Raw genomic sequence first — 21132 nt, 5'->3', positions numbered from 1 at the left:
GTACCGGGATACTGCATCTCGTGACCGACCCCACACGGTGGATGCAGCCCGATGCCTCACTGACCAAGTGGTTGGCGACTCACCGCGAGAACGCCCTCCAGTCGTACCGCGCCAACCCCCTCCTCGTTTCGGAGCATGGACGACAGGAAGACAGCTTCAGGACAGGGGGCTACGCGAATCGTCAGGTCCTCGAACTGATCCAGAACGCTGCGGACGCTCAGCAGCGCAGCGGCCGGCGCGGCAGGATCGAGCTCCGTCTGACTTCCGACGCACTCTACTGCGCGAACGACGGCGAACCCTTCACACAACGTGGGCTCGAGGCAGTGTGTCAGGCGTACATGAGCGACAAGCGCGCCGATGAGATCGGCCGTTTCGGGCTCGGCTTCAAGTCGGTCCTGGCGGTGACCGACAGACCCGCGGTGTTCAGTACGTCGGTGAGCTTCGGCTTCGACGCGGGTATGGCCGCGCGGGCCCTGCGATCGATTCAGCCTCACGCCTCCCTCTATCCGGTGTTGCGTCTACCGACGCCGCTGGACGTCCAAGCCGAGTGCGCCGCCGATGAGGTGCTGGCCGAACTCGCCGAGTGGGCAGTCACGGTTATCCGACTTCCTCTCGCGTCGATACCTGACCGACTCTTCACCGATCTGTACAAGTTCCCTCACGAGTTCCTGCTCTTTGCACCGAGTGTCGAACGGCTCCGCATCGAGGTCACCGGCCAGCACGGCAGCGCCTCCATCGAGCATGCCTGCGTTTCGCATGACGACAACCGCATGACACTCGTCAGTGAGGACGGCCAAGAAGCCGACTGGCTCGTCTGGCATCGACAGCATCACCCGAGCGAGGCCGCGCTCGCTGAAGTGGGAGAAGCTCTCCGGCGAGACGAAGTACGTGTCTCATACGCAGTGCCACTCGACGACGCATCGTCTCTGGGGCGCTTTTGGGCTTATTTCCCGCTTCAAGACGTGACATCCGCCCGAGGCATCCACAACGCGCCCTGGCGTATCAACGACGACCGCACCAACTTGCTGGACGGACGTTTCAACGAGGAACTGCTCGAAGTTCTTGCAGACATGATTGTCGCGGGGCTCCCCTCACTCACCGATTCCGATGACCCCGCCCGTCACTTCGACTACCTGCCCGCTCGTGGTCGCGAAGCGCCGAACGGGGCCGACAAGTACCTCGCAGAAGTGGTGCCGCCCAAGGCGCGAGTAACGGCATGCATTCCGGACGCGACCGGGGCCCTGCAACGACCAAACAGACTTTTCTACCCTGCCGCGGACCTGCGTCTCGACCTCCAGACCTTCGGCCTGTGGGATGCAGCGCCCGAGCGACCCGCCGATGCACCGCACTGGACCTGCTACAAGACGCCGACCCGGCGAGCTCGGCTGAGGAGCCTCGTCCGGGTCGACGACTCGAAGATGTCCGATCGAGAGATCGGTCCCGCCGAGTGGGTGGAACGCATTGCTGGCGACGGTCGAGACGACAAGGTCGACGCGGCCCTGAAAGTGGTGTTCTCCGTCAGCGATGAGTTCGTCAGGCGCGACATGCTGACGGCCCGTATTCTTCCGGACACGACGGGGGCTCTCCACCGACTGAACGCGACCAGCACGCTCTACCTGCGGGGGAACCTGCTCAGCTCGGCGGCCGGCCTGGCGCTTCTGCGCCCTCCACTCCTCGCGCTCGGCAAGGTTGCCGAACGGCTCGAGGCGCTTGGCTTCAAAGACGTGGAACCACAAGAGGAACTCCGGAAGTTGGCGACGGCGGCGGCCCGGAAGTGGTCGGCCACTGAATGGACCGCCTTCTGGGGGTTGGTCGAGGAAGTCACGGTCGCCGAGGCCGAGAACATCCTCGTGGACCATGTCGCCGCAGGCGCGCCCTTGAAGGTGCGCTCGGCAGGTGGGCGCTGGCAGGACGTGGGGGCCGTCGTCGTCCCGGGCCTGGTGGAGCCGATTGACTCATCCCTTGCTCTCGATGTCGAGTTCCACGAGTTCCACTTGAGCCTGCTGAAATCCCTCGGTGTCGCGGTCCGTCCAGTCGTCTCCCGGGCGAACTCGCAGGACATGACACTGCTCGAGTACCTGCGGATACAGCGTGCTGCGGCGCTGGAAGGCCTTCCGCCGCGTGGGAGGCCCGAGGCATCAGCACTGCACTTCCAAGAACTGGCCGCACTCGGGCCGCTGCACGTCCTTCGGCGTTTCGGCGACACGGGGGACGTCGCTGCACAGGCCGTGTGGACCACGGAGTTGCTGGAGGCGCAGGCGCCGAGCCGCTGGCATCTCGGCCACATCAACCCCCGAGTGTTCGAACCCCGATCGGTTCTCGCACCTCATCTGTGGGCAGCCGAGAGATACGGGCTCCTCGAGTCGTCGTGGGGACCTCGCTCGTCTGCGAAGTGCCTGAGTCATGAGCTCACTCAGTACGCGTCCCTGCTGCCAGTGGCCACGCGCTCATCGTCCTCGCAGGTGCGGACCGTCAGCTCACTGAGCGAGGTACCGCTGGACCTGTGGCGCGAGTTCCTCGGCAGGACGAGCCAGAGCGATGACGCGTGGTTGTTGGGCGACCTGTTGGTCGAGGCATGCCGCCGACTGCCGACTGAGGAGTCGCCGATCGCTCTCCCTCACGTCGGCGGGGACCCCGGACACGTGCCCACCCGTAAGCTCCTGCTCGCCAGGACGGAGGACGAGCAGCGCGCCCTCACAGCTCGCGGCCTGCCCCACGTGGGCATCAGAAGCGATGAGGCGGAAACCCTGCTGACGGAGCGGTGGGGGTGCACCGTCGCGTCCACGGTCCTGCGTGTCGAGATCGCGACGGAGACGCCGGGGGAGCCGATCATCCTTCTCGATCGATTCCGCGGTCTTCGTGCGCTCGCGGGCGGTCAGCTGGACGATGTGGAGCTGATCGAGTGCTCCGACTTGGCTCGGCAGGTGACAGGGCCTGACGGTCTGCACTCCGAGGCTGCGGACTTCGCCCGGAGTGGGAAGACGGTGTTCTACGTCGGGACCGTGCACGACGACGAGCTGTTGGGACGGCTGTCGGACGAGTTCGGCCTCGACTTGACCTCTACGGTCATCCAGCGCGTCTTGGACGACGCTCAGGACGAGCAGGTCAACGGTCAGATGGCGGCCTGTCGGGCCGCCGATACTCCTTCCCGCAAGCTCCTCGCGCTCCTCCCGGGTCCGGTCCTGGAGTCCCTCCTGCCGTCGGGCCTGCTGGCCACGGTGCGGCGGATCGGGGAGGACACCGGGCCTGAGCAGGTCGCAGAGCTCTTGCTGCACGTACACGGCTACAACGTTCTCTCCGAGTTGCGCCACGTACTGGAGTCGGCGGGCTATCCCGTGCCCGACCGATGGGCCGGCTCGTCGCCGGCGGTCGCCTTCGTCCGTCGCCTCGGCTTCCCGAGCGAATACGCCGGCATTCGGGGCGCCTCATTGGACCCCGACCTCACGGTCTTCGGTCCGCCCCGACTAGACCCCCTCCACGAATATCAGGCGAAGCTGGCCGACCAGATCCGAGACCTCGTCAGCGCAACTGCAGCGCCGGGCCGCGCAATGCTCTTCCTGCCCACAGGCGCGGGCAAGACCCGCGTCACCGTCGAAGCGTTCACCAAGGCGTTCATTGAGGACGGCTTTCAAGGACCTCTCCTGTGGATTGCTCAGACGGAGGAGCTCTGTGAGCAAGCGGTGCAGACTTGGAGTCTCGTCTGGCGCGAGTTCGGTGATCGGCCGCTACGCGTGTGCAGGCTCTGGAGTACGAACGAGGTGGCCAGGAGCGATGAAGCACTGACGGTCGTGGTCGCGACCGACGCCAAGCTGGACAAACTAGACCGCGATGAGTACGACTGGTTGCAGAAAGCGGCGGCGGTCGTCATCGACGAGGCGCACACGGCCACAGGGACCGGGATCTCTGAGACCCTGGGTTGGCTGGGAATTGGGCAAGGCAAGACCGCCCGCCCGTTGCTCGGCTTGACGGCCACTCCCTTCAAGGGAACCGGGACAGAGGCGAACAAGCGCCTGGCGGTCCGTTTCGGGAGCCGCCAGCTGGATGTTCTGGGTGACGACCCGTATGGCGAGCTACAGCGCCTCGGCGTACTCGCGAGGATCGAGCATGAGGTTCTCGACGGCGTCTCGATCACCTTGAAGTCAGGGGAAGCGAAGCAGGTCGAAACCTTTGGAGCGATTCCTCAGGCAGTCCTGGAGCGTGTCGGGCAGGACGAGGAGCGGACACGACGGCTGCTCGACCACATCGCTGGCCTGCCGGATGACTGGCCGGTTCTGGTGTTCACAGCGTCCGTCCTCTCATCACAGACGCTCGCAGCACTGCTGCGGGTGCGGGGGATCGAGGCGGCTTCAGTGAGCGGCACGACGCGCATGTACGACCGCCGTCGGAGCATTGACGCGTTCCGGAAGGGCGACATCAAGGTACTGACCAACTGCAACGTCCTGACTCAGGGCTTCGACGCCCCGGCCGTGCGTGCCCTCTATATCGCCAGGCCGACGTTCAGCCCGAACGCCTACATCCAGATGGTCGGCCGCGGGCTCCGCGGCCCGGCCAATGGCGGCAAGGAGGAGTGTCGGATCGTCAACGTCGCGGACACCTTCGATCAGTTCGGCGACAAGCTGGCGTACAAGGAGTTCGACTACCTCTGGCGCAAGCAGGGTGGACGGCTCGGATGAAGCTGATCCCCTCACTCGCGCAACTGGGACAGATCGAGAGTCGCGGCGAATTCCGCGTCGCTGAGCTGATCGCCCAGATGGTCCCGAGCCGACCGGCCACATGCTTGTACTCCGTCCACCTCCCACGGCACGAGTACAAGCGGATGTCGGAGATCGACTTCCTCATCGTCTACGACGATCTCGTTCTGGTCGTTGAGGTGAAGGGTGGCCGACTGAGTCGCCGCGCGGGTGCCTGGACCTTCACGGACAGGTACGGCGAGACATCTGAGAAGCGCGAAGGTCCGTTCGAACAGGCGCGAACCGGCATGCACGCTCTCCGGGACGGCCTGCGGAAGAGACTTCCGGCGCTGGACGTGGCTTTCGGCTACCTCGTCGTCACGCCGGACCAGGAACTGGGGCGCGACCTGGAGTGGGATCCGCAGGTCTTGGCAGGCCCCCGTGCGATGTCGGTCACCGCACTGGAACGTGCGCTTGAGGAAGCTCGTTCCTACTGGCTCGACAAGGAGTTACGGCGCCCGGTTGGCAATGCATATCGTGACCTACTGTCTGTGCTGCGTCCCGACTTCGATCGGGTGCCGTCGATGGCGAGCCGGGTTGCCAGCCTTGAGAACGAGTACGTGAGATTTGCGGATCGTCAGTACGAATTGCTTCTCGTGGCCGAGCGCAATCGCCGGATTGTTTGTCTCGGGGGGGCAGGGTCGGGTAAGACGCTGCTTGCCGTCGAGACGGCGCGGCGAGCAGCCTTGGTCGGCGACCGCGTTCTACTGACGTGCCGCTCGAAGGCGCTGGCCAGCGTCCTCCGGCAGGCCCTGTCAGGATCGGGCGTAACCTGCCTGCCCTTCGAGAGCACCGCCGATGCGGAGCCCGCCGACGTCCTCATCGTCGACGAAGCCCAGGACTTGATGGACCTCCAGTCCTATGCGCAGCTGGACGCGCTCATTCTCGGAGGATGGGAGAAGGGCCGGTGGCGCCTGTTCTGCGACACCAACAACCAGGCGAACATCGACGGAACATTCGATCGATCAGTCTTCGAAGAGCTGGCCGCGACGGCGACGGTCGTCGAACTCCCGTTCAACTGCCGGAACACCGCGACGATCGTGCACCAGACCCAAATGGTCACCGGTGCCGACATCGGTGTTGCGCGGGCTGGCCAAGGACCCCCCGTCGAGTACAAACAGTGCCCCGACGACGACGCCACCGCCCGCCTTCTCGACGCCCATCTCAAACACCTCCGCCAAGCTGAGGTGGACGACGAGGACATCGTGGTGGTCACGATTCGCGACGTCATTGCGGACAGCGCTGCTCGAGAGTCCAAGGCCTTCCGCACCGGTCGGCTCACCCCGGTCCTCGATCCTGCGGCGGAGACAGCCGGCAAGATCCGACTGACCACCGCGACCCAGATCAAGGGACTCGAGGCGGCTCACGTGTGTGTCGTCGACGTAGAGGACGTTGTGGACCTTCACGCGCGAGCGCGGCTGTACGTGGCCATGACCCGGGCTCGGATCAGCCTGTGGATCGGCCTGAGTCCCACTGCATGGAGCCAAATCGCAAGCGGGTCGCAGACGGGAGCACAGGCATGACGCTTAAGGATGACCTCGCAGGGGTTCGCGAGGATCTCGTCCACTACCTCCGCGGGCAGTACCTCGGGCCGGCCAATGGCGAAACGGAAGTGCTGCAGGACCGGCCTGACCGGATTTATCTTGTCGGCACCCTTTTCCCCCGGGGACAGAGTGCAACACGGCTTGACGGCGACGAGCTGGGCGAGGACGCGCATGACGACGTGCTCGATGAACCGGTTGAGCTCGCCAACGCCTGGCAACCCGCCTCAGCCGCCATCTCCTTCTTTCACGATGGCGACGGTCTCTCGTGCGCACTGACTGCCGGCATCTATGCCCGTGAAGGCGCCGACCACGGCTGGGCGCGGGAACAACTCGTCCGTGACAACATCACGGTCACGCCGGACGACACAGAGCCCCACGATGTGTTCGATGGTCGCGCCCGCTTGGTCGTCGTCTGGCGCCCTCTCGATGGCAAGTGGCTGGTCACCGCGGCCCTCGAGAACAAAGCCGTACATGATGACGCTGAATCGCAGGTCTCGATCGAGGACTGCCTCTTCCAGGTCCACCTGTCCTGCACGGTGCGCAACGGCGTCGCGCTCCCTTACCCCACGAGCACGGACCTGAGTGACGATCCCGAGGACCAAGAACTGAGGCTCCTGTACAGAGATCGTCGTTCCTACGGCACAGGCCACGGCTGCTCCGTCAGCTGGGAGCTCGCCGAGGACGGCACGGTACACACAGTCGCGACCGACATGCTCCCGACTGCCGTTGTCCCGGCAGTTCGAGCGGCTGGACTCGATCTACCTGTACTGCGCCTGGAACGGTTGGCCGACGAAGGGCTTCCTGCGGACATCCTCCTCGGGGAACTTCGCGAATTCGTGAACGTCTACGGCACGTGGGTGCAGGGGCAAGCGAAGGACGCCGAAAAGCTCCAGGCATCCGACCGACCTGCTGCCGAGCGGCTCGTCGGTCGCATGCGCTCGGCGACGCGCCGAATGCTGAGCGCGGTCGACCTGCTCGGCGATGATGCGGACTCGCTGTTGGCGTTCCGCCTGGCCAATGCCGCAATGCGAGAGCAGATGCTGCAGAGCAAGCACGTCCGGGAGAACATGGGCCGGCGTGGTCAGACGCTCGTCGCGCGCGCGGCTGATGCACCCGAGCCTCGGTGGCACCCGTTCCAGCTGGGATTCCAGCTGCTCTCACTGGCATCCACTGCCCGGTCGGAGCACGTCGATCGTCAGACGGTCGACCTGCTGTGGTTCCCGACCGGCGGTGGCAAGACCGAGGCGTACCTCGGGCTCGCCGCATTCGAGATGGTCCGCAGGAGGCTGACTCGCGGCGTCAGAGGCGGGGGTACCGCCGTCCTCACCCGGTACACCCTGCGGTTGCTCACCACACAGCAGTTCCAGCGGTCCGCGACGCTCATCTGCGCGCTGGAGCGGTTGCGCCACAGCCACCCGGCACTTCTCAACAGTTCCCCGTTCAGCATCGGCATGTGGGTCGGCGGGGACACGACGCCGAACAACTTTGCGACGGCCCACAAGCGCGTCCTGGAGCTCCTGCGGACACAGACGCCGGAGAGTCCGTTCCAGGTCCAAGCATGTCCCTGGTGCGGTACGCCGCTGTTGCCCCGCCGCCGAGTCAATGACGCCGGCGCCTATGGCGTCCGGTCGACCCAGCACAGCTTCGAGCTCTTCTGTACCCATGATCAGTGCCCATTCCATCCAGCGCTCCCGGTCAGCGTCGTGGATGAACAGATATTCGCGGAGCCACCGACACTCCTGGTGGCAACCGTCGACAAGTTCGCACGGCTGCCATGGGTGTCGAGCGCCGGCTCCCTCTTCGGCCAGCACAACGTGTCGTACGACCCGCCCGGCCTCGTGATTCAGGACGAGTTGCATCTCTTGTCCGGTCCCCTGGGCACCACCGTTGCGTTGTACGAGTCCGCGGTACAGAGCCTTATTGGCTGGGGCGGCCAGAGGCCGAAGATCGTGGCGTCGACAGCGACCATCCGCGCTGCCGACCACCAGATCCGCAGCCTCTACGGAGCACCCGTCAACCTCTTTCCTCCGAGTGGACTGACGGCCGACAACAGCTTCTTCGCGGAACCCGATCCCGGAGCACCCGGGCGGCTCTACCTGGGGCTGATGCCACAGGCCCACAGCCCGTCCTTTGCCACAGTGCTGACCTGTGTGGCGCTACTGCAGGGACCGTTGGCGCTCGGGGTCTCAGCCAAATCGCTGGACGCCTACTGGACGCTCGTCGCTTACCACAACAGCCTGCGCGAACTCGGTCGCACCGTGACGATCGCGCGAGACGACGTCGAAAGCATGTTGCAGGCGCGTGACCGCGGTGACACGGCCGCCCGGAGCCTGCGCCGCGACGGGGTCATCGAGTTGACGAGCAACGTCTCCGCCAGCCAACTGCCTCGCATTCTCGAGCGGCTCGAACATGGGGTTGAGCGCGACGACACGGTGGATGTCGTCGCGACTACCAACATGCTCAGTGTCGGGATCGACATCAGTCGGCTGGGGCTGATGCTCATGAACGGGCAACCGAAGACCACGTCCGAGTACATCCAGGCCACGAGTCGCGTCGGCCGTTCCGACGTCCCCGGGTTGGTCGTGACGCTCCTGCGTGCGAGCAAGCCGCGTGATCGTTCACATTACGAGGGCTTCCTGGCCTACCACCAGGCTCTTTACCGACATGTGGAACCGACCAGCGTCACCCCCTGGTCCCTGGCATCCCGGCGGCGGTCGCTCCATGCCGCTTTGACCTTGCTGGTCAGACATGGGGTCGGTCTCCGACAGAACGAGCAGGCGGGCGACTTCCGAGCTGATGATCCCGGCGTGCAACGAGCCGTCGCACAGCTCAATTCATGGGCTCAGCGATCAGATCCGGATGAAGCGCCAGGCGTAGCTGCCGACCTACAGCGGCTCGTCGGGGAGTGGGACGACCGAGCGCGCGCAGCTGAAGCGCTCGGACTGCGTCTGAAGTACGAGTCCTCGAGCAAGGGAGGACCAGCGTTGCTCTGCGACTTCGGAGAGAAGAAGGAAGGCTGGGAGACCATGCACTCGATGAGATCAGTCGACCGCCAGGTCCGTGTCCTCGCCATCGGGGAGACCCTGCGATGAGGATGATGCGGCTGAGTCAGACGATCTCGCCGTTCGGGGTGGGAAGCGTCCTGGATGTGCTGGGTGAGTCGTTGATGGGCGCGGACATCAGCGAATGGCCGTATGAGAAGACTGAACGAGTCGAGTCCGCGCGGCTCGAACAGGCACTGGGCGTACGCGAGTTGCGGTCCGCACCCAGCGTTCCGTCGTATCCGTCCAACAACACCCCTGGCATCTATTACCAGCGATTCCCCCGTTGGCTCTTCTGTCAGGACTGCCGACTGATGCGGTTCGTGTTCGGGAACGAGGAGACCGGCGAGGCACCGGCGTGCAAGGAGTGCCGAGGGAAGCTCGTGCCGATGCGCTTCATCGCGGTGTGCACGACGCGTGGTCATGCGATGGACGTGCCGTGGGACAGGTGGGCTCACTCGTCACACGAGAACGCGGACCAAAGCCGGTGCAAGTCGCCGCGTCTGCTCTTCGAGACCAGCCGGGGTGGCTCCGAAGGCCTCTCCAGCCTCATCGTTCGCTGCACGACCTGTCGGGCGAGCCGGCACCTCGGCGACCTGCCGAGCCGAGAGTCGTTGAAGCGGATCGGGGTCCGCTGTTCGGGGAAACAGCCTTGGCAAAGGGGTACGGCAAATCCATGCGATGAGCGCCTTGAGGTGTTGCAGCGTGGCGCCACGAACGTGACGCTGAGCGAAACGACGACGGCGCTCGACATCCCCGAGCCGACGACTCAAGCGCGGGACTACGAGGCGGAGATCCGACAGCACCGCAACTTCGAAGACGTGAGCACCGCCCCAGGAGGTCCTCGGGCGGAGATGCTCGTGGAGTTGATAGCCGAAGACCTGAAGGTGTCGGAGGACCTGATTCGCCGGGTGGTCGCCTCGGCCGCGAAGCACGACGACGGGCTGGAAGCTGCTCGCACCGGGCTTCTGACCGCGGAGTGGCATGCGTTCATGCAGGCCGTCGATCATCCGGGCGAGCCCACGGGGACACCCGACTTCGTCGTGTCAGCCACCGATCTCGCGACCGAGCTGGACAGCGAGGTCTACAGGTCGTTGGAGACGCGTGTCAGGAACGTCGTGCTCGTTCATCGACTCCGAGAGGTCCGAGTCCTTCATGGCTTCCGCCGCTACGACCTCGAAGCGAATCTCGTCGACGTGGACCTAGGTCCCCGAGGTCGCGAACGGTGGTTGCCTGCCGTGGAGTCCTTCGGGGAGGGCGTGTTCATGACGCTCGACCCGGAGAGGCTCGCGGATTGGGAGGAGGATGAGGACGTCCTCAGGCGTGTCAGGGTCGTCGAGGGGCGACGTCGCGACAGTCTCATCGGCTCCCGGTTTGGTGAGGCAACACCGCGGCTGATCCTCCTTCACACCCTGGCCCATCTGCTGATGAGGCGGCTGGCCTTCACATCGGGTTACTCGGCAGCGTCGATCCGGGAGCGCGTCTACGCAGGTACCGGATCCGTACAAGAGGCGGGCGTTCTTCTCTACACCGCAGCTGGGGATGCCGAAGGGACGCTTGGAGGCCTCGTCAGACAGGGCGAGCAGCCTCGCCTGGCCAACACCCTGCTCGGATCGCTTGAAGACGCTGCTTGGTGTTCCGCCGACCCGGTCTGTCGCGAGAGCCGCGGACAGGGCTTAGGCAGCCTCAACCTCGCGGGCTGCCACGGTTGTTGTCTTGTGGCAGAGACGTCGTGCGAGCGCTCGAACGTCCTGCTCGACCGGGTCCTGGTGATCGGCGACCAACGGACCCCTGGCTTTTTTGCGCCAACCCTCACCGCGACGAGAAGCGCCGCTGCTGCAGCGCTGAGGTGACCGAGCCCGACTCCGGGCGCAGGTCGGGTGGGGATGACTCGGGACACAGTCGGCGCTGCGGCGGGCAACACGCCGAGTGTGTCCCGGGTCCACCCCGAGACCGTCAGTACTCCCGCCTAGTCTGACGGCATGCCGGTAGCCAGCGTGATCGATCTCTTCGCCGGGTGCGGCGGCATGAGCCAGGGTTTCCGCCAGGAGGGCTTCGAGGCGGCCCTGGCGGTCGAGTGGAACCTGCACGCTGCCGCCACTTACGCCGCAAATTTCGGCGAGGACCACACCTACTGGGGCGACATCGAAGCTCTACCGACCTCGGACATCCCCGAGGCGGACCTGGTCATCGGCGGCCCCCCCTGCCAGGGCTTCTCGAATCTGGGCAGTCGTGACATCGAGGACCCTCGGAACAAGCTTTGGAAGCAGTACTTGCGTGTCGTCACAGCTGCGAACCCAAAGATCTTTGTCCTTGAGAATGTTGAGCGCTTTCGACGCAGCAGTGAGTTCGAACTGTTGCTGTCAGAGGCGGCCGGAGGCCTGCTCTCTGAGTACAAGTTGCACCACGGCGTCCTGCTGGCAGCCGACTACGGCGTAGCACAGCGCAGGCCGCGCACCATCGTCATCGGCAGTCGCATCGGCGACGTGCGCCTGCCACAGCCCACTCATGCCAAGCAGCCCATGCTCGGGCTGGAGATGTGGGAGACCGTCCGCTCACGCATCGAGGGCTACCCCGCCGAGCCGCTCACGACCTCCCTACCTGAAAGCACCACCAAGTTCTTCGGCCAGAAGGTGCCCGGAGTCTTCAAGTCGGAGGACCTCCACCTCGGGCGGAATCCGCAGCCTCGGAGTCTGCTCCGCTACGACGCTATTCCGCCGGGTGGCGGGCGTTTCGACCTTCCGGACGATCTTCTTCCGGCCTGCTGGGCCAATAAGGCTTCCGGCACCACAGACGTCATGGGCCGAATGAAGTGGGATGCTCCCTCTCTGACCATTCGTACCGAGTTCTTCAAGCCGGAGAAGGGGCAGTACCTGCACCCTCAGTGGGAACGAGAGGACTCTACGGCTCGCGTCAACCGTCCAATCACGCACCTCGAAGCCGCTCGCCTCCAAGATTTTCCGGAGAGCTACGTCTGGTGCGGATCAAAGATTGAGATCGCCCGCCAGATCGGCAATGCGGTGCCGGTTGGTCTTGCTGCCGCCGTGGCCAGGCACATCAAGCAGTACCTGTAGATCCTGGAAGCCATCCCTGATCGTCAGCACGCGCGACCCGCCGTTGACGGTGCGAGTCGTTGGCCGCCTGGCGGTGACACGCACGACAGTAAGTCGCAAGCTGCGCGCGGTCATTGAGTTGCTCGACGGGCAGCCGATCCAGCGATTCCCCACCAGCCTCGAGGTGATGCAGCTCGAGGTGGAAGCGCGCATCGCCTTCCCGTCCGGCGATCTGCTTGTTGCGCCGGCACCGCCAACACGTGAAGTTGTCCCGCTGGAACACCTGCTGCCTGACCCGCTCGTCGAACAACCGTTGCCGTGGATCATGCCGGTCCTCTTGCGCTGAGGAGACGAGCCGGAACTCCCCCGTCGCCAGATCGGGGGCATCGGCCGAGGACTCGATGGGAAAGCCCTCGTCGTCCCGGAGCTCCCTGACGCGCAAGCCCGAGTCGCGGCCGCGGCTCACGTAATCGAGCTCAACTTGTGAGACGACACCGCCCTCGTAGTGGGTCAGCAGGGCAAGGACTCGGTCCCTCGGCGAACCATCGGTTCGGCGCATCTCATTCAACAGCCGCCACCGTTGCGCTGCTTCCTCACTGGGCTCCACTGACACGAGGCAGTAGAGGCCGCTCTCCTCCTGAATGTCATAACCGCGCTCGACCCGGAGCTCACGCACCCGTCGAGCCCACTCCCCGATCCTCGACACCGCCGCCAGTTCCTCCCCCGAGACCCACTCGCCGCAGCGTGCTTGCAGATGCTGCAAGATCCTGGTCTGCGCTCCGACGCCTGAGGGTGCCTTGGGCTTGCGGCCGCCGTAGGACCGGACGACAGCCAGTTGGAGGTCGGCGAGCGTCTCGAACACGGCATCCGCCTCACGCGCGGTCGCGACACTGTGTCGCAGCGCGTCCAGACGCTCCAGGGCTCGTTCAAAGTCGACATACGGGTCTGTAAGGGCCACATCCGCGACGCTAGCCGTGGCCTGCTCCATCTCGACGTAAGCATCGCCGATGGCCCAGCAAGACCCGATGGCCCAGCAAGACCCGGTGGCCCAGCAAGACGCGGTGCACCTCTTCCAGCGCTGAGGCCAAGAACCAGGCCGGGCGAGTCGAGGCCCGCCGCGGCAACTCGGTATCGACTTCCCAACCAGCGCCGTACCCCGACCGACACCAGAGGTTGCAGCTGACGTGCGTCGCATCATGACCCGACGTCCGTAGCGGCGCCCTGCGGCCAGTCGTCAGAAGGTCTGGACGCTGGGCGACCGGTGCCCTCGCTGCGGAGGATCGACCACGTCGACTTACAGTCGCCCTGCCTCACTCCTGCGGGTGGAGGTGGCTAGTTCTCGTTCCACCGCGGACCCTCACCAAGCCGATGGGGATGTAGGCGGAGTCGAGAGATCGAATCTCGCACCTCGCTTAGACCTCGGCGTCCCTCGGGCGACACTGGCCGGCCTTCCACTCGTCGAGAGAAGGCGTGCGTAAGGTCGCGGCGCTGAAGCCTGCGGATAGCAACGAAGGGAGGCACCCGGTGATCAAGGACGATCGAGTACCTATCACAAGCCGCGTCACTTTACAGCCTGATCCCCGACTCCTGAGGAGTTTGGGGCGCAATCACGACCTGCCAAGTGCTCTGGCGGACCTCGTCGATAACAGCATCGACGCTGGGGCTGGCCTTGTCCGCATCCGATTCGTCAGACGCGACAACCGATTGGTACGGCTGTACGTCACGGACGACGGACGAGGCATCAGTAGCGCCGCCATCAACACCGCCATGACCATCGGCGGCGTGCGCCGGTACGGCCCCGGCGAGCTCGGGCACTTCGGTCTGGGACTGAAGGCCGCGAGCTTCGGCCATGCCGATGAACTGACAGTGGTGTCGAAGACGGCCGACGGGGGCTACACCGGTCGGCGTTGGACGCTCGAAGGCGCACAGTCCGGTTTCGAGTGCGATGTCGTCGATCAGGAGTTTGCTCGCCGCGAACTGGCGACCCAGCCACCCGCCGCGGGTCGCGACTCGGGCACGGTCATCCGCTGGGACAGCGTGCGCGCCTTCCCCGTCGTACACGACGAGCGAGAGACCAATCGATTTCTCACCGAGACCGTCGAGAAGCTCCGACGCCACCTCGGGTTGGTCTTCCACCGGCTCCTCGCGGTGAAGGCTGTCGAAATCATGATCGACGAGTTCGACGCCGACATGGATGCTGCGGGCTCGGCCGTTCCGGTCGAGCCCCTCGACCCGTTTGGTTACGCCCATTCTGGCCACCCGGAGTACCCGAAGACGCTGCACGTCGTCAGCGACCCGCCCCATCAACTCATCTGCCACCTGTGGCCGCCGCGGTCGACGACTCGGCAGTTCCGCTTGCACGACAGGCCCGAACGACACCAGGGCCTATATGTTTATCGAAATGATCGTCTGATCCAAGCTGGTGGCTGGAATGGCGTCATCCACGGCGCCAAGGACCTGCAGTTGGCCCGGGTGGTCGTGGACCTCGCTCCCGGATCGGAAGCTCACGTTCGTCTGAACCCGGAGAAGTCGCGGATCGAGCCCGCTGAGGCCTTCGTGCGCGCACTTCAGCAAGCCGCCGGAGAGGACTTCACCTTTGACGACTACCTCGATGACGCACGCGCGCTGTACAAGCGCGGTCGGCGCCGCGAAGCCCAACGTCCACGAGTAATCCCGCCGGGCCGGGGCCTGCCGCCCACGGTGAAGCGCGCACTTCGCACAGAGCTGCGCCCGATCCCCAACGAGGAACCCATCGACATACGTTGGGGCCGCGTGGACGGCGACGTCTTTTTCGACATCGACCGAGAGGCCCGTCAGCTCACTCTTAATCGAAGTTATCGAGCTGTCGTGACGGGGTCGACGACCGGCAGCCTGAACGACGCTCCGTTAGTCAAGACCTGCCTCTATCTACTGGTCGAGAACATCTTCCAGGGTCACTACATGGGATCCCGGGACAAGGACAACATGGACCTCTGGCAAAGTGTGCTCACAGCTGCTGTGCGAGCCCAGCAGTGACCGGTCTGGAGAGCAACGGCAGACACCTCACCGCCGAGGCACTGCGGCTCTACGTCGATCAAGGCTCGCGCGCTCTTGTCCCTGTTCCGGGAGATCCCGTCGTCATGTTCGTCATCGACGGCTCGAGTGGGTCGATGTGCGTCGAGACGCCGTGGGACGGCGTCGCCGTGCCGGAGCTCTCAGCGTATGAACACCTCGACAGTGACGTCGTCTTTCGTGAGGGAATCAACTGGGCACGTCTTAAGGTCAACGGTCGTCAGTTCTTGGATGATGCTTATCCGCTGTTCGCAACCCTGGCTGACCGGCTGCAGCTGGAGGACGATGCGTTCTCGGTCGCCGTGACGGGGGTACTGGACGGATTCGAGACTCTGTTCACCAAGGCAGTGCACCTGTCGCGGGAACGCGAAATCGGCCTCTACGGCGAGCTCCTGGTGTTGGAGCGGTTGCTCTCACGAGTCAGTGCCGAGACCGCGCTCGCGACCTGGCTCGGACCGGAAGCGGCCGAGCACGACTTCGCCTTGCCGATCGGTGATCTAGAGGTCAAGACGACGGGCAGCGAGAACCGCATCCACTGGATCAGCGGACTCGATCAGCTGAGCCCGTCCCCAGGACGAACCCTTTTTCTGCTCAGTCTTCAGATCACGTTGGCCGGGGCTGGCCCCGGTCGCAGCCTCGAAGAGCTGATCGCGGAGATCCGGGGCGCCCTCGGCGCTTCTACACCGAAGTTCGACGACAGCTTGCGCAGTTCTGGGTGGCGCGACGATCACGGCAGACGTTGGCAACGCTGGCGCCTTCGAAGTCACCCATTGTGTCTAAGCATTGCATGCCTGCCCGCCTTAACCAGTGACACACTCGCTGCCGCTGGGGTCGACATCGCGCGCCTTCACGATGTCCGATATCGCATCGACGTGACGGGTCTACCTGCAGCTGACATATCAACCAACGACTTTGCACCCACAGGAGCCAATTGATGTCGCTCATCGACGCGTACCGCGCCGCGTTGCTCAGTTTAGGCGAAGGCGCCCCCAAGCCTCTGGAGCGTCGCGCGCAGCTCATTGCTGAGGAGGAGGACCCTCAAGCCGACGTGAGCCTCTCCAGATTGGTCGACTACCTGTCGGCAGCCGACGTCAACGACTCGCTTCGCATCCAGCTGCACGTCGCCATCCTCCGTTGGGACTCGGCCGACACGGCCGCGTGGGCGCCTGGCACCACCCCGTACACGCGCGAGCGCAGGAACGAGACCTACAGCCGCCTGCAGCTCGACGCACCCTCCGTCTCTGCATTCGAGGACGTCTTCCCCATCGCAACCGCAGGCGGCTCGGTCATAAGCAACCAGTTCGAGGACTGGTACACCCCCGAGCGGCGCCAGGAGCGACGGCACTACTGGAACGTCTACAGCAGCTACTTGCTGGAGGTCCGCGGCTGGGGCCCTGAGGCCGTCGTGCGCCTGGACACGGCCAGCAGCCAAGTTGTGGAGCGACTGTCCGACCCGACGCGTCCGCAGGCATATCAAGCCAAGGGCCTCGTCGTCGGGTACGTGCAGAGTGGTAAGACGGCCAACTTTACAGGTGTGATCGCGAAGGCGATCGACGCTGGATACCGCCTCGTGATCGTCCTGACGGGCACCGTCGATCTCCTGCGCCAGCAGACTCAGCGCCGCCTCGACATGGAACTGGTCGGCGTGGAGAACATCCAGCGCGGTGTCGACCTGACCGATCCCGACATGGCCGGCCGAGTTGACTACCAGGAGGACAACGACTGGATCGAGGGGAAGTTCGTCAAGCACGGGTATCAGCCTTCGCTGGTGGGCGCAGCCGACATCGTCCGGTTGACCACGAGCCGCAACGACTACCGACGCCTGAACACGGGCATCGTTGCACTCGACGTGGCACGCACGGAGAAGCAGAAGCCGCTGTACGACCCCGTGAACCTGTTCGCCAGCGACGCTCGCCTGGCCGTCATCAAGAAGAACGCGACGGTACTCACGAAGCTCGTGCAAGACCTCAAGAGCATCACGGCCAATCTCTCCGACATCCCGGTGTTGATCATCGACGACGAGTCGGATCAGGCGTCGGTCAACACGAGCAATCCGGCGAGGTGGCAGGCCGGTCAAACGGACAGAACGAAGATCAACAAGTTGATCTCCGATATCCTGGGGCTGCTTCCCCGGGCTCAGTACGTCGGCTACACCGCCACTCCGTTCGCCAATGTGTTTATCGACCCCGGCGACTCCGAGGACATCTTCCCCAAAGACTTTCTGATCAGCCTTGAGCGACCAGTGGGCTACATGGGCGTCAGCGATTTCCACGATATAGACAGCGACGTAGAGCCCGCTGATCGCACGCCTGCCAACTCTCAGGAAGCAGCCTTCGTCCGGCCCGTTCACGGGCAGACGGATGACGAACGGCAGGACGACCTGACCGCGGCCATCGATTCCTACGTCCTGGCCGGTGCATTGAAGCTCTACCGCGAAGCTCGCCTCGGGCAGCCCCGCCGGTTCCGCCATCACACGATGCTCGTGCACGAGTCGGTCAAAATGCAGGAACACAGGGACACGCGAGACAACGTGATCGCCGCGTGGCGCGGGCGCGGCTACGCCTCGGCCAAGGGTCTCGCCGTTCTACGCACACTGTACGAGTCGGACTTCCGACGGGTCTCGGATGAGCGCGCAGGAGGCCTTCCGTACCCGGTTGAATTCGACGAGTTGGAGCCGTTCGTCGGACAGGCCATCGCGAAGATGGTGGGCGCTGGTGGTGACCCGGTTCTCATTGTGAACGGGGATCAGGACCTGCTTCAAGAGGCGTTGGACTTCGACGCTCACGACGTCTGGCGAATCTTGGTCGGAGGCACGAAGTTAAGTCGCGGCTTCACGGTCGAAGGGCTGACCACCTCGTACTACCGTCGGCGGACCGGCGCGGCGGACACCTTGATGCAGATGGGTCGGTGGTTCGGTTTTCGGGAGGGCTACAGCGATCTCGTCCGCTTGTACATCGGCCGGCGTGAGCGGATCGGGCAGACGTTCGACGACCTTTACGCCAAGTTTGAAGCGATCGTTCGCGATGAAGAGGCCTTCCGCGAGCAGCTCCGCCAGTACGCCAAGCCGGTGGACGGCGAGCCTCAGATCCGCCCGGACCAGATCCCACCCCTGGTCTCTCAGCATCTCCCGACGCTCAGGCCGACGGCCCTCAACAAGATGTACAACGCCGAGCTACAGGTTCGTCGCTCACCGGGTACCCCGCTCGAGCCAACGGCCTACCCCGATAAGCCGGTGAGGGTGAAGGCCAACTACGACGCTGCCGTTCCATTGCTGCAGTCAGCGTCAACGCCTTGCACGCTGCTCGTGCCGAGCCCGGACTTGAGCTATGCGCCCTCACCGTCCAGCTTCACCGCTTTGACCGGCGTCGTTCCCCACGAGCAGGTCCTCGACGTGCTCCGCGACTTCGCGTGGCTGAGAAGTGATTACTTCTCCCCAGATCTGCGTTACCTCGAAGAGATCACCGGACAGCTGGACGACTGGGTGCTGTTGGCTCCACAATTGGCGCTAGGCGCGTCAGCGACGCTGCCCGATGTCGGGTCACGCAGCCTGTTTAGGCGCGAGCGTCGGCGCGCGCCCATGTTCGGCGCCATCAGCGAGCCAAGGCATCGCCGCGCGGGCATCGTGGTGGCCACGCGAGGTGGTGGGACCGACCCTGTAGCACGCCAGCTGGCTCAACAGCGGCGAGGCGTCCTGCTCCTCTACCCGGTCATCGAGCCGGGGTATACCCCGCAGGGACAAGTCGACCCCAGCCGCCTGGTCGTCGCCTTCACGGCCATCACACCCCAGTCCGCGATCGGCCGCACGAGGCAGCTCGTTACCTTCCGTGCCCGGAACAGCGCGTTGACTCAGCCGATCATCGACGCGGAAGACGACGATGACGGAATCTGAAATGGCGGGTGCGGATTCAACGCGCATGTGACATGCCAGGACAGGTTCCCTCACGTGACTCACGGGCCGCGGACGGCGTGGCGCAAGTCTGGCGCTACAGGAGCCGCCACCCCGTCCGCGGCCCGTCGTTGCAGGTAGCTCACTCAAGCCGGCTGGCATCTTCGACCGGAACCCGGCGCTCGGCGTAACGAAGTCGAGCTCGTCCTACTGCAGGACCGGCGAGGGGCACTGGTCGTGAGCTGTGCCGTCCTGGTGGCCCGGCCAAGGGCGCTCGCCCTCGGCCGGGTGGCCGCGGGGCTGGCGGTGGCGTCGGCGGTGCACCTGCTGCTCGTCGACGGCTCGCTCGGCTCGGTAGTGATGGTGTTGGTGGCGGCGGCCTGTCTGCCGTGCGCCTGGCACCTGTGGCGACACCCCACCGGGTCCGTGTGGCGGTTCACCGCCCTGGACGGCGCGATTCTGGTGCTCCATGCGCACATGCTGGGCGGCTCGGCACACCAGCACATGCACCACGCGGCCGGCCTGGGCCTACTGATGTGGCTGGGGCTCGGCCTGGTCGGTGCCCAGCTCGCCCTGGCCGGCGCCGCCGCCCTCCGCCGTCCCTGAGCCGTGCGGATCACCCGCCGGAACTCGCCGCCCCGCGCCAACGCGTCCGGGCATCCCGCACGAACGAATACAACGGGTGGGTGGCGTTGTCGGCCTGGTTGAGGGGTGGCTCCAGCTCGGCGATCAGCTGAGCCTCGACCGTCCACGGCTCGGGGTGTTCCGCCCAAGTGAGCTGCAGCTTCTCCCCCATCCACGCCGACAGCCGCAGCTCGTCGGCGTTGACCAGCACCGGTCGCGTCGTCCACCGGCTCCGCCAGGCCTGCTGCTCGCTGAGCAACGCGGCCAGCGACCGGCGCAGCGTCGATGAGCCGGTCGTCCCGCGGATGTGGTCGCCCACCACCCGGCTGCGCAGCGTCGCCTGCGACGCCACGCCGTTCGGGGCTGTCCCCACGTAGAGCAGCTGCAGATCGGCCGCCTCGTGCCGCGGCCCGGAGATCCCCGGCAGCGCACCGAACCGCCCCCACCAGGCGTACAGCCCGGGCACCGCGGGCACACTGGCAGCGGCCTCGGCCAGCGGTACGGGCAGGGCGCGCAATGCGGCCACGACGTCGTCCATGCGACCAGTCAACGGGACCACCCGCCTGCCTGTGGACACGCCAGCGGCGAGAGGCCGCTGCGCGGCGGAGTCTTCCGCCATGAGGACCCGACCGCACGCCGACATCCCCCTGACCAGCAAACGCCGAGCTCACCGGGCGGTGGCGCGACCTGGTCCACCTCGACGGACCGCCGCCCGGTCGCCGGCTGTTCCTCGCGTGGCTGCGGGCGGACGGCACGATGGTTCCCGTGGTCATCCCGGTCGAGGAACTCCCGCTCGAGCCCGACCGGGTGGCCATCGGCAACCTCGCCGACTTGCACACCGTCGTGGCCGAGTCGGAGGACGTCGACCCGGCCGACCTGCACCTGGCGACGTACTGGGCGCGACCCGGGCCAGCGAAACCCACCCCGGACGACGGCGCCTGGTGCAGCGCGATCGTATCGATCGTCCGTGGCCGCGACGATCTCGACTGCAGCCTGCACATCCACGACGGGCGAACCGCCCTGCCGCTCCTCCCCCGGCGCACGTGGCCAACACCGTGAGCGCCGAACTCCTGCATGCAGACTCCGACAGCTATGCGGACGACCGCGGCATGCCGACCCTGTAGTTGCGGAGCCTCCCCGCCGAGGTGATCGAGTGGCTCACCTAGCTGGCCGAGCGTGAGGGCACGTTGGTCAGCGCAGTCG

The 21132-nt window shown here is 65.4% G+C and carries 12 protein-coding genes; 10 read left to right on the top strand and 2 right to left on the bottom strand.

All coding sequences use genetic code 11. The features are described from left to right. The first annotated feature begins 20 nt into the window (after window positions 1-20). The 5 genes from O2W53_RS14235 to O2W53_RS14215 all read left to right on the top strand — a co-directional run bounded on the left by O2W53_RS14235 (window position 21) and on the right by O2W53_RS14215 (window position 12389). On the top strand, window positions 21-4673 hold the full coding sequence (locus O2W53_RS14235) for a DEAD/DEAH box helicase (RefSeq protein WP_269163704.1): 4653 nt from the start codon (window positions 21-23) through the stop codon (window positions 4671-4673). After that, window positions 4670-6253: a nuclease-related domain-containing DEAD/DEAH box helicase gene (locus O2W53_RS14230; protein ID WP_269163703.1), complete on the top strand. Its 1584-nt coding sequence runs from the start codon at window positions 4670-4672 to the stop codon at window positions 6251-6253. Before O2W53_RS14235 ends, O2W53_RS14230 begins: the two co-directional genes overlap by 4 nt. Then, window positions 6250-9366, top strand: coding sequence for a helicase-related protein (locus O2W53_RS14225; RefSeq protein WP_269163702.1), 3117 nt, complete (start codon window positions 6250-6252; stop codon window positions 9364-9366). The genes O2W53_RS14230 and O2W53_RS14225 overlap by 4 nt, the downstream gene beginning before the upstream one ends. Then, window positions 9363-11168 carry a DUF1998 domain-containing protein gene (drmB, locus tag O2W53_RS14220; protein ID WP_269163701.1) on the top strand — a complete coding sequence of 602 codons (1806 nt, stop codon included), beginning with the start codon at window positions 9363-9365 and terminating at the stop codon, window positions 11166-11168. Before O2W53_RS14225 ends, drmB begins: the two co-directional genes overlap by 4 nt. Before the next feature lie 129 nt (window positions 11169-11297). Further along, complete coding sequence (locus tag O2W53_RS14215) at window positions 11298-12389, top strand: DNA cytosine methyltransferase (RefSeq protein WP_269163700.1); 1092 nt, start codon at window positions 11298-11300, stop codon at window positions 12387-12389. On the opposite strand, the gene O2W53_RS14210 is transcribed toward O2W53_RS14215, so the two are convergent. Then, window positions 12373-13356, bottom strand: coding sequence for an HNH endonuclease (locus O2W53_RS14210; RefSeq protein ID WP_269163699.1), 984 nt, complete (start codon window positions 13354-13356; stop codon window positions 12373-12375). The two genes, O2W53_RS14215 and O2W53_RS14210, sit on opposite strands and share 17 nt — an antisense overlap. A gap of 536 nt (window positions 13357-13892) precedes the next feature. Here O2W53_RS14210 and O2W53_RS14205 point away from each other — a divergent pair. The 4 genes from O2W53_RS14205 (at window position 13893) to O2W53_RS14190 (ending at window position 19911) form a co-directional block, all read left to right on the top strand. After that, on the top strand, window positions 13893-15383 hold the full coding sequence (locus O2W53_RS14205; RefSeq protein ID WP_269163698.1) for an ATP-binding protein: 1491 nt from the start codon (window positions 13893-13895) through the stop codon (window positions 15381-15383). Continuing rightward, window positions 15380-16354, top strand: a complete 975-nt coding sequence (locus O2W53_RS14200) for a PD-(D/E)XK motif protein (RefSeq protein WP_269163697.1) — start codon at window positions 15380-15382, stop codon at window positions 16352-16354. Before O2W53_RS14205 ends, O2W53_RS14200 begins: the two co-directional genes overlap by 4 nt. Beyond that, complete coding sequence (locus O2W53_RS14195; RefSeq protein WP_269163696.1) at window positions 16354-19308, top strand: Z1 domain-containing protein; 2955 nt, start codon at window positions 16354-16356, stop codon at window positions 19306-19308. The genes O2W53_RS14200 and O2W53_RS14195 overlap by 1 nt, the downstream gene beginning before the upstream one ends. 234 nt (window positions 19309-19542) lie before the next feature. Next, window positions 19543-19911, top strand: coding sequence for a hypothetical protein (locus O2W53_RS14190; RefSeq protein ID WP_269163695.1), 369 nt, complete (start codon window positions 19543-19545; stop codon window positions 19909-19911). 10 nt (window positions 19912-19921) lie between these two features. On the opposite strand, the gene O2W53_RS14185 is transcribed toward O2W53_RS14190, so the two are convergent. After that, entirely contained in the window at window positions 19922-20467 is a 546-nt protein-coding gene (locus tag O2W53_RS14185) for a GIY-YIG nuclease family protein (RefSeq protein ID WP_269163694.1), read from the bottom strand. A 227-nt stretch (window positions 20468-20694) separates the two neighbouring features. On the opposite strand from O2W53_RS14185, the gene O2W53_RS14180 reads away from it, so the two are divergent. Then, entirely contained in the window at window positions 20695-20988 is a 294-nt protein-coding gene (locus O2W53_RS14180; protein ID WP_269163693.1) for a hypothetical protein, read from the top strand. The last annotated feature ends 144 nt before the right edge of the window (window positions 20989-21132 follow it).

It is taken from the genome of Modestobacter sp. VKM Ac-2978 (assembly GCF_026968025.1).
GTDB lineage: Bacteria > Actinomycetota > Actinomycetes > Mycobacteriales > Geodermatophilaceae > Modestobacter.
This window is presented reverse-complemented; position numbering and strand designations above follow the sequence as displayed.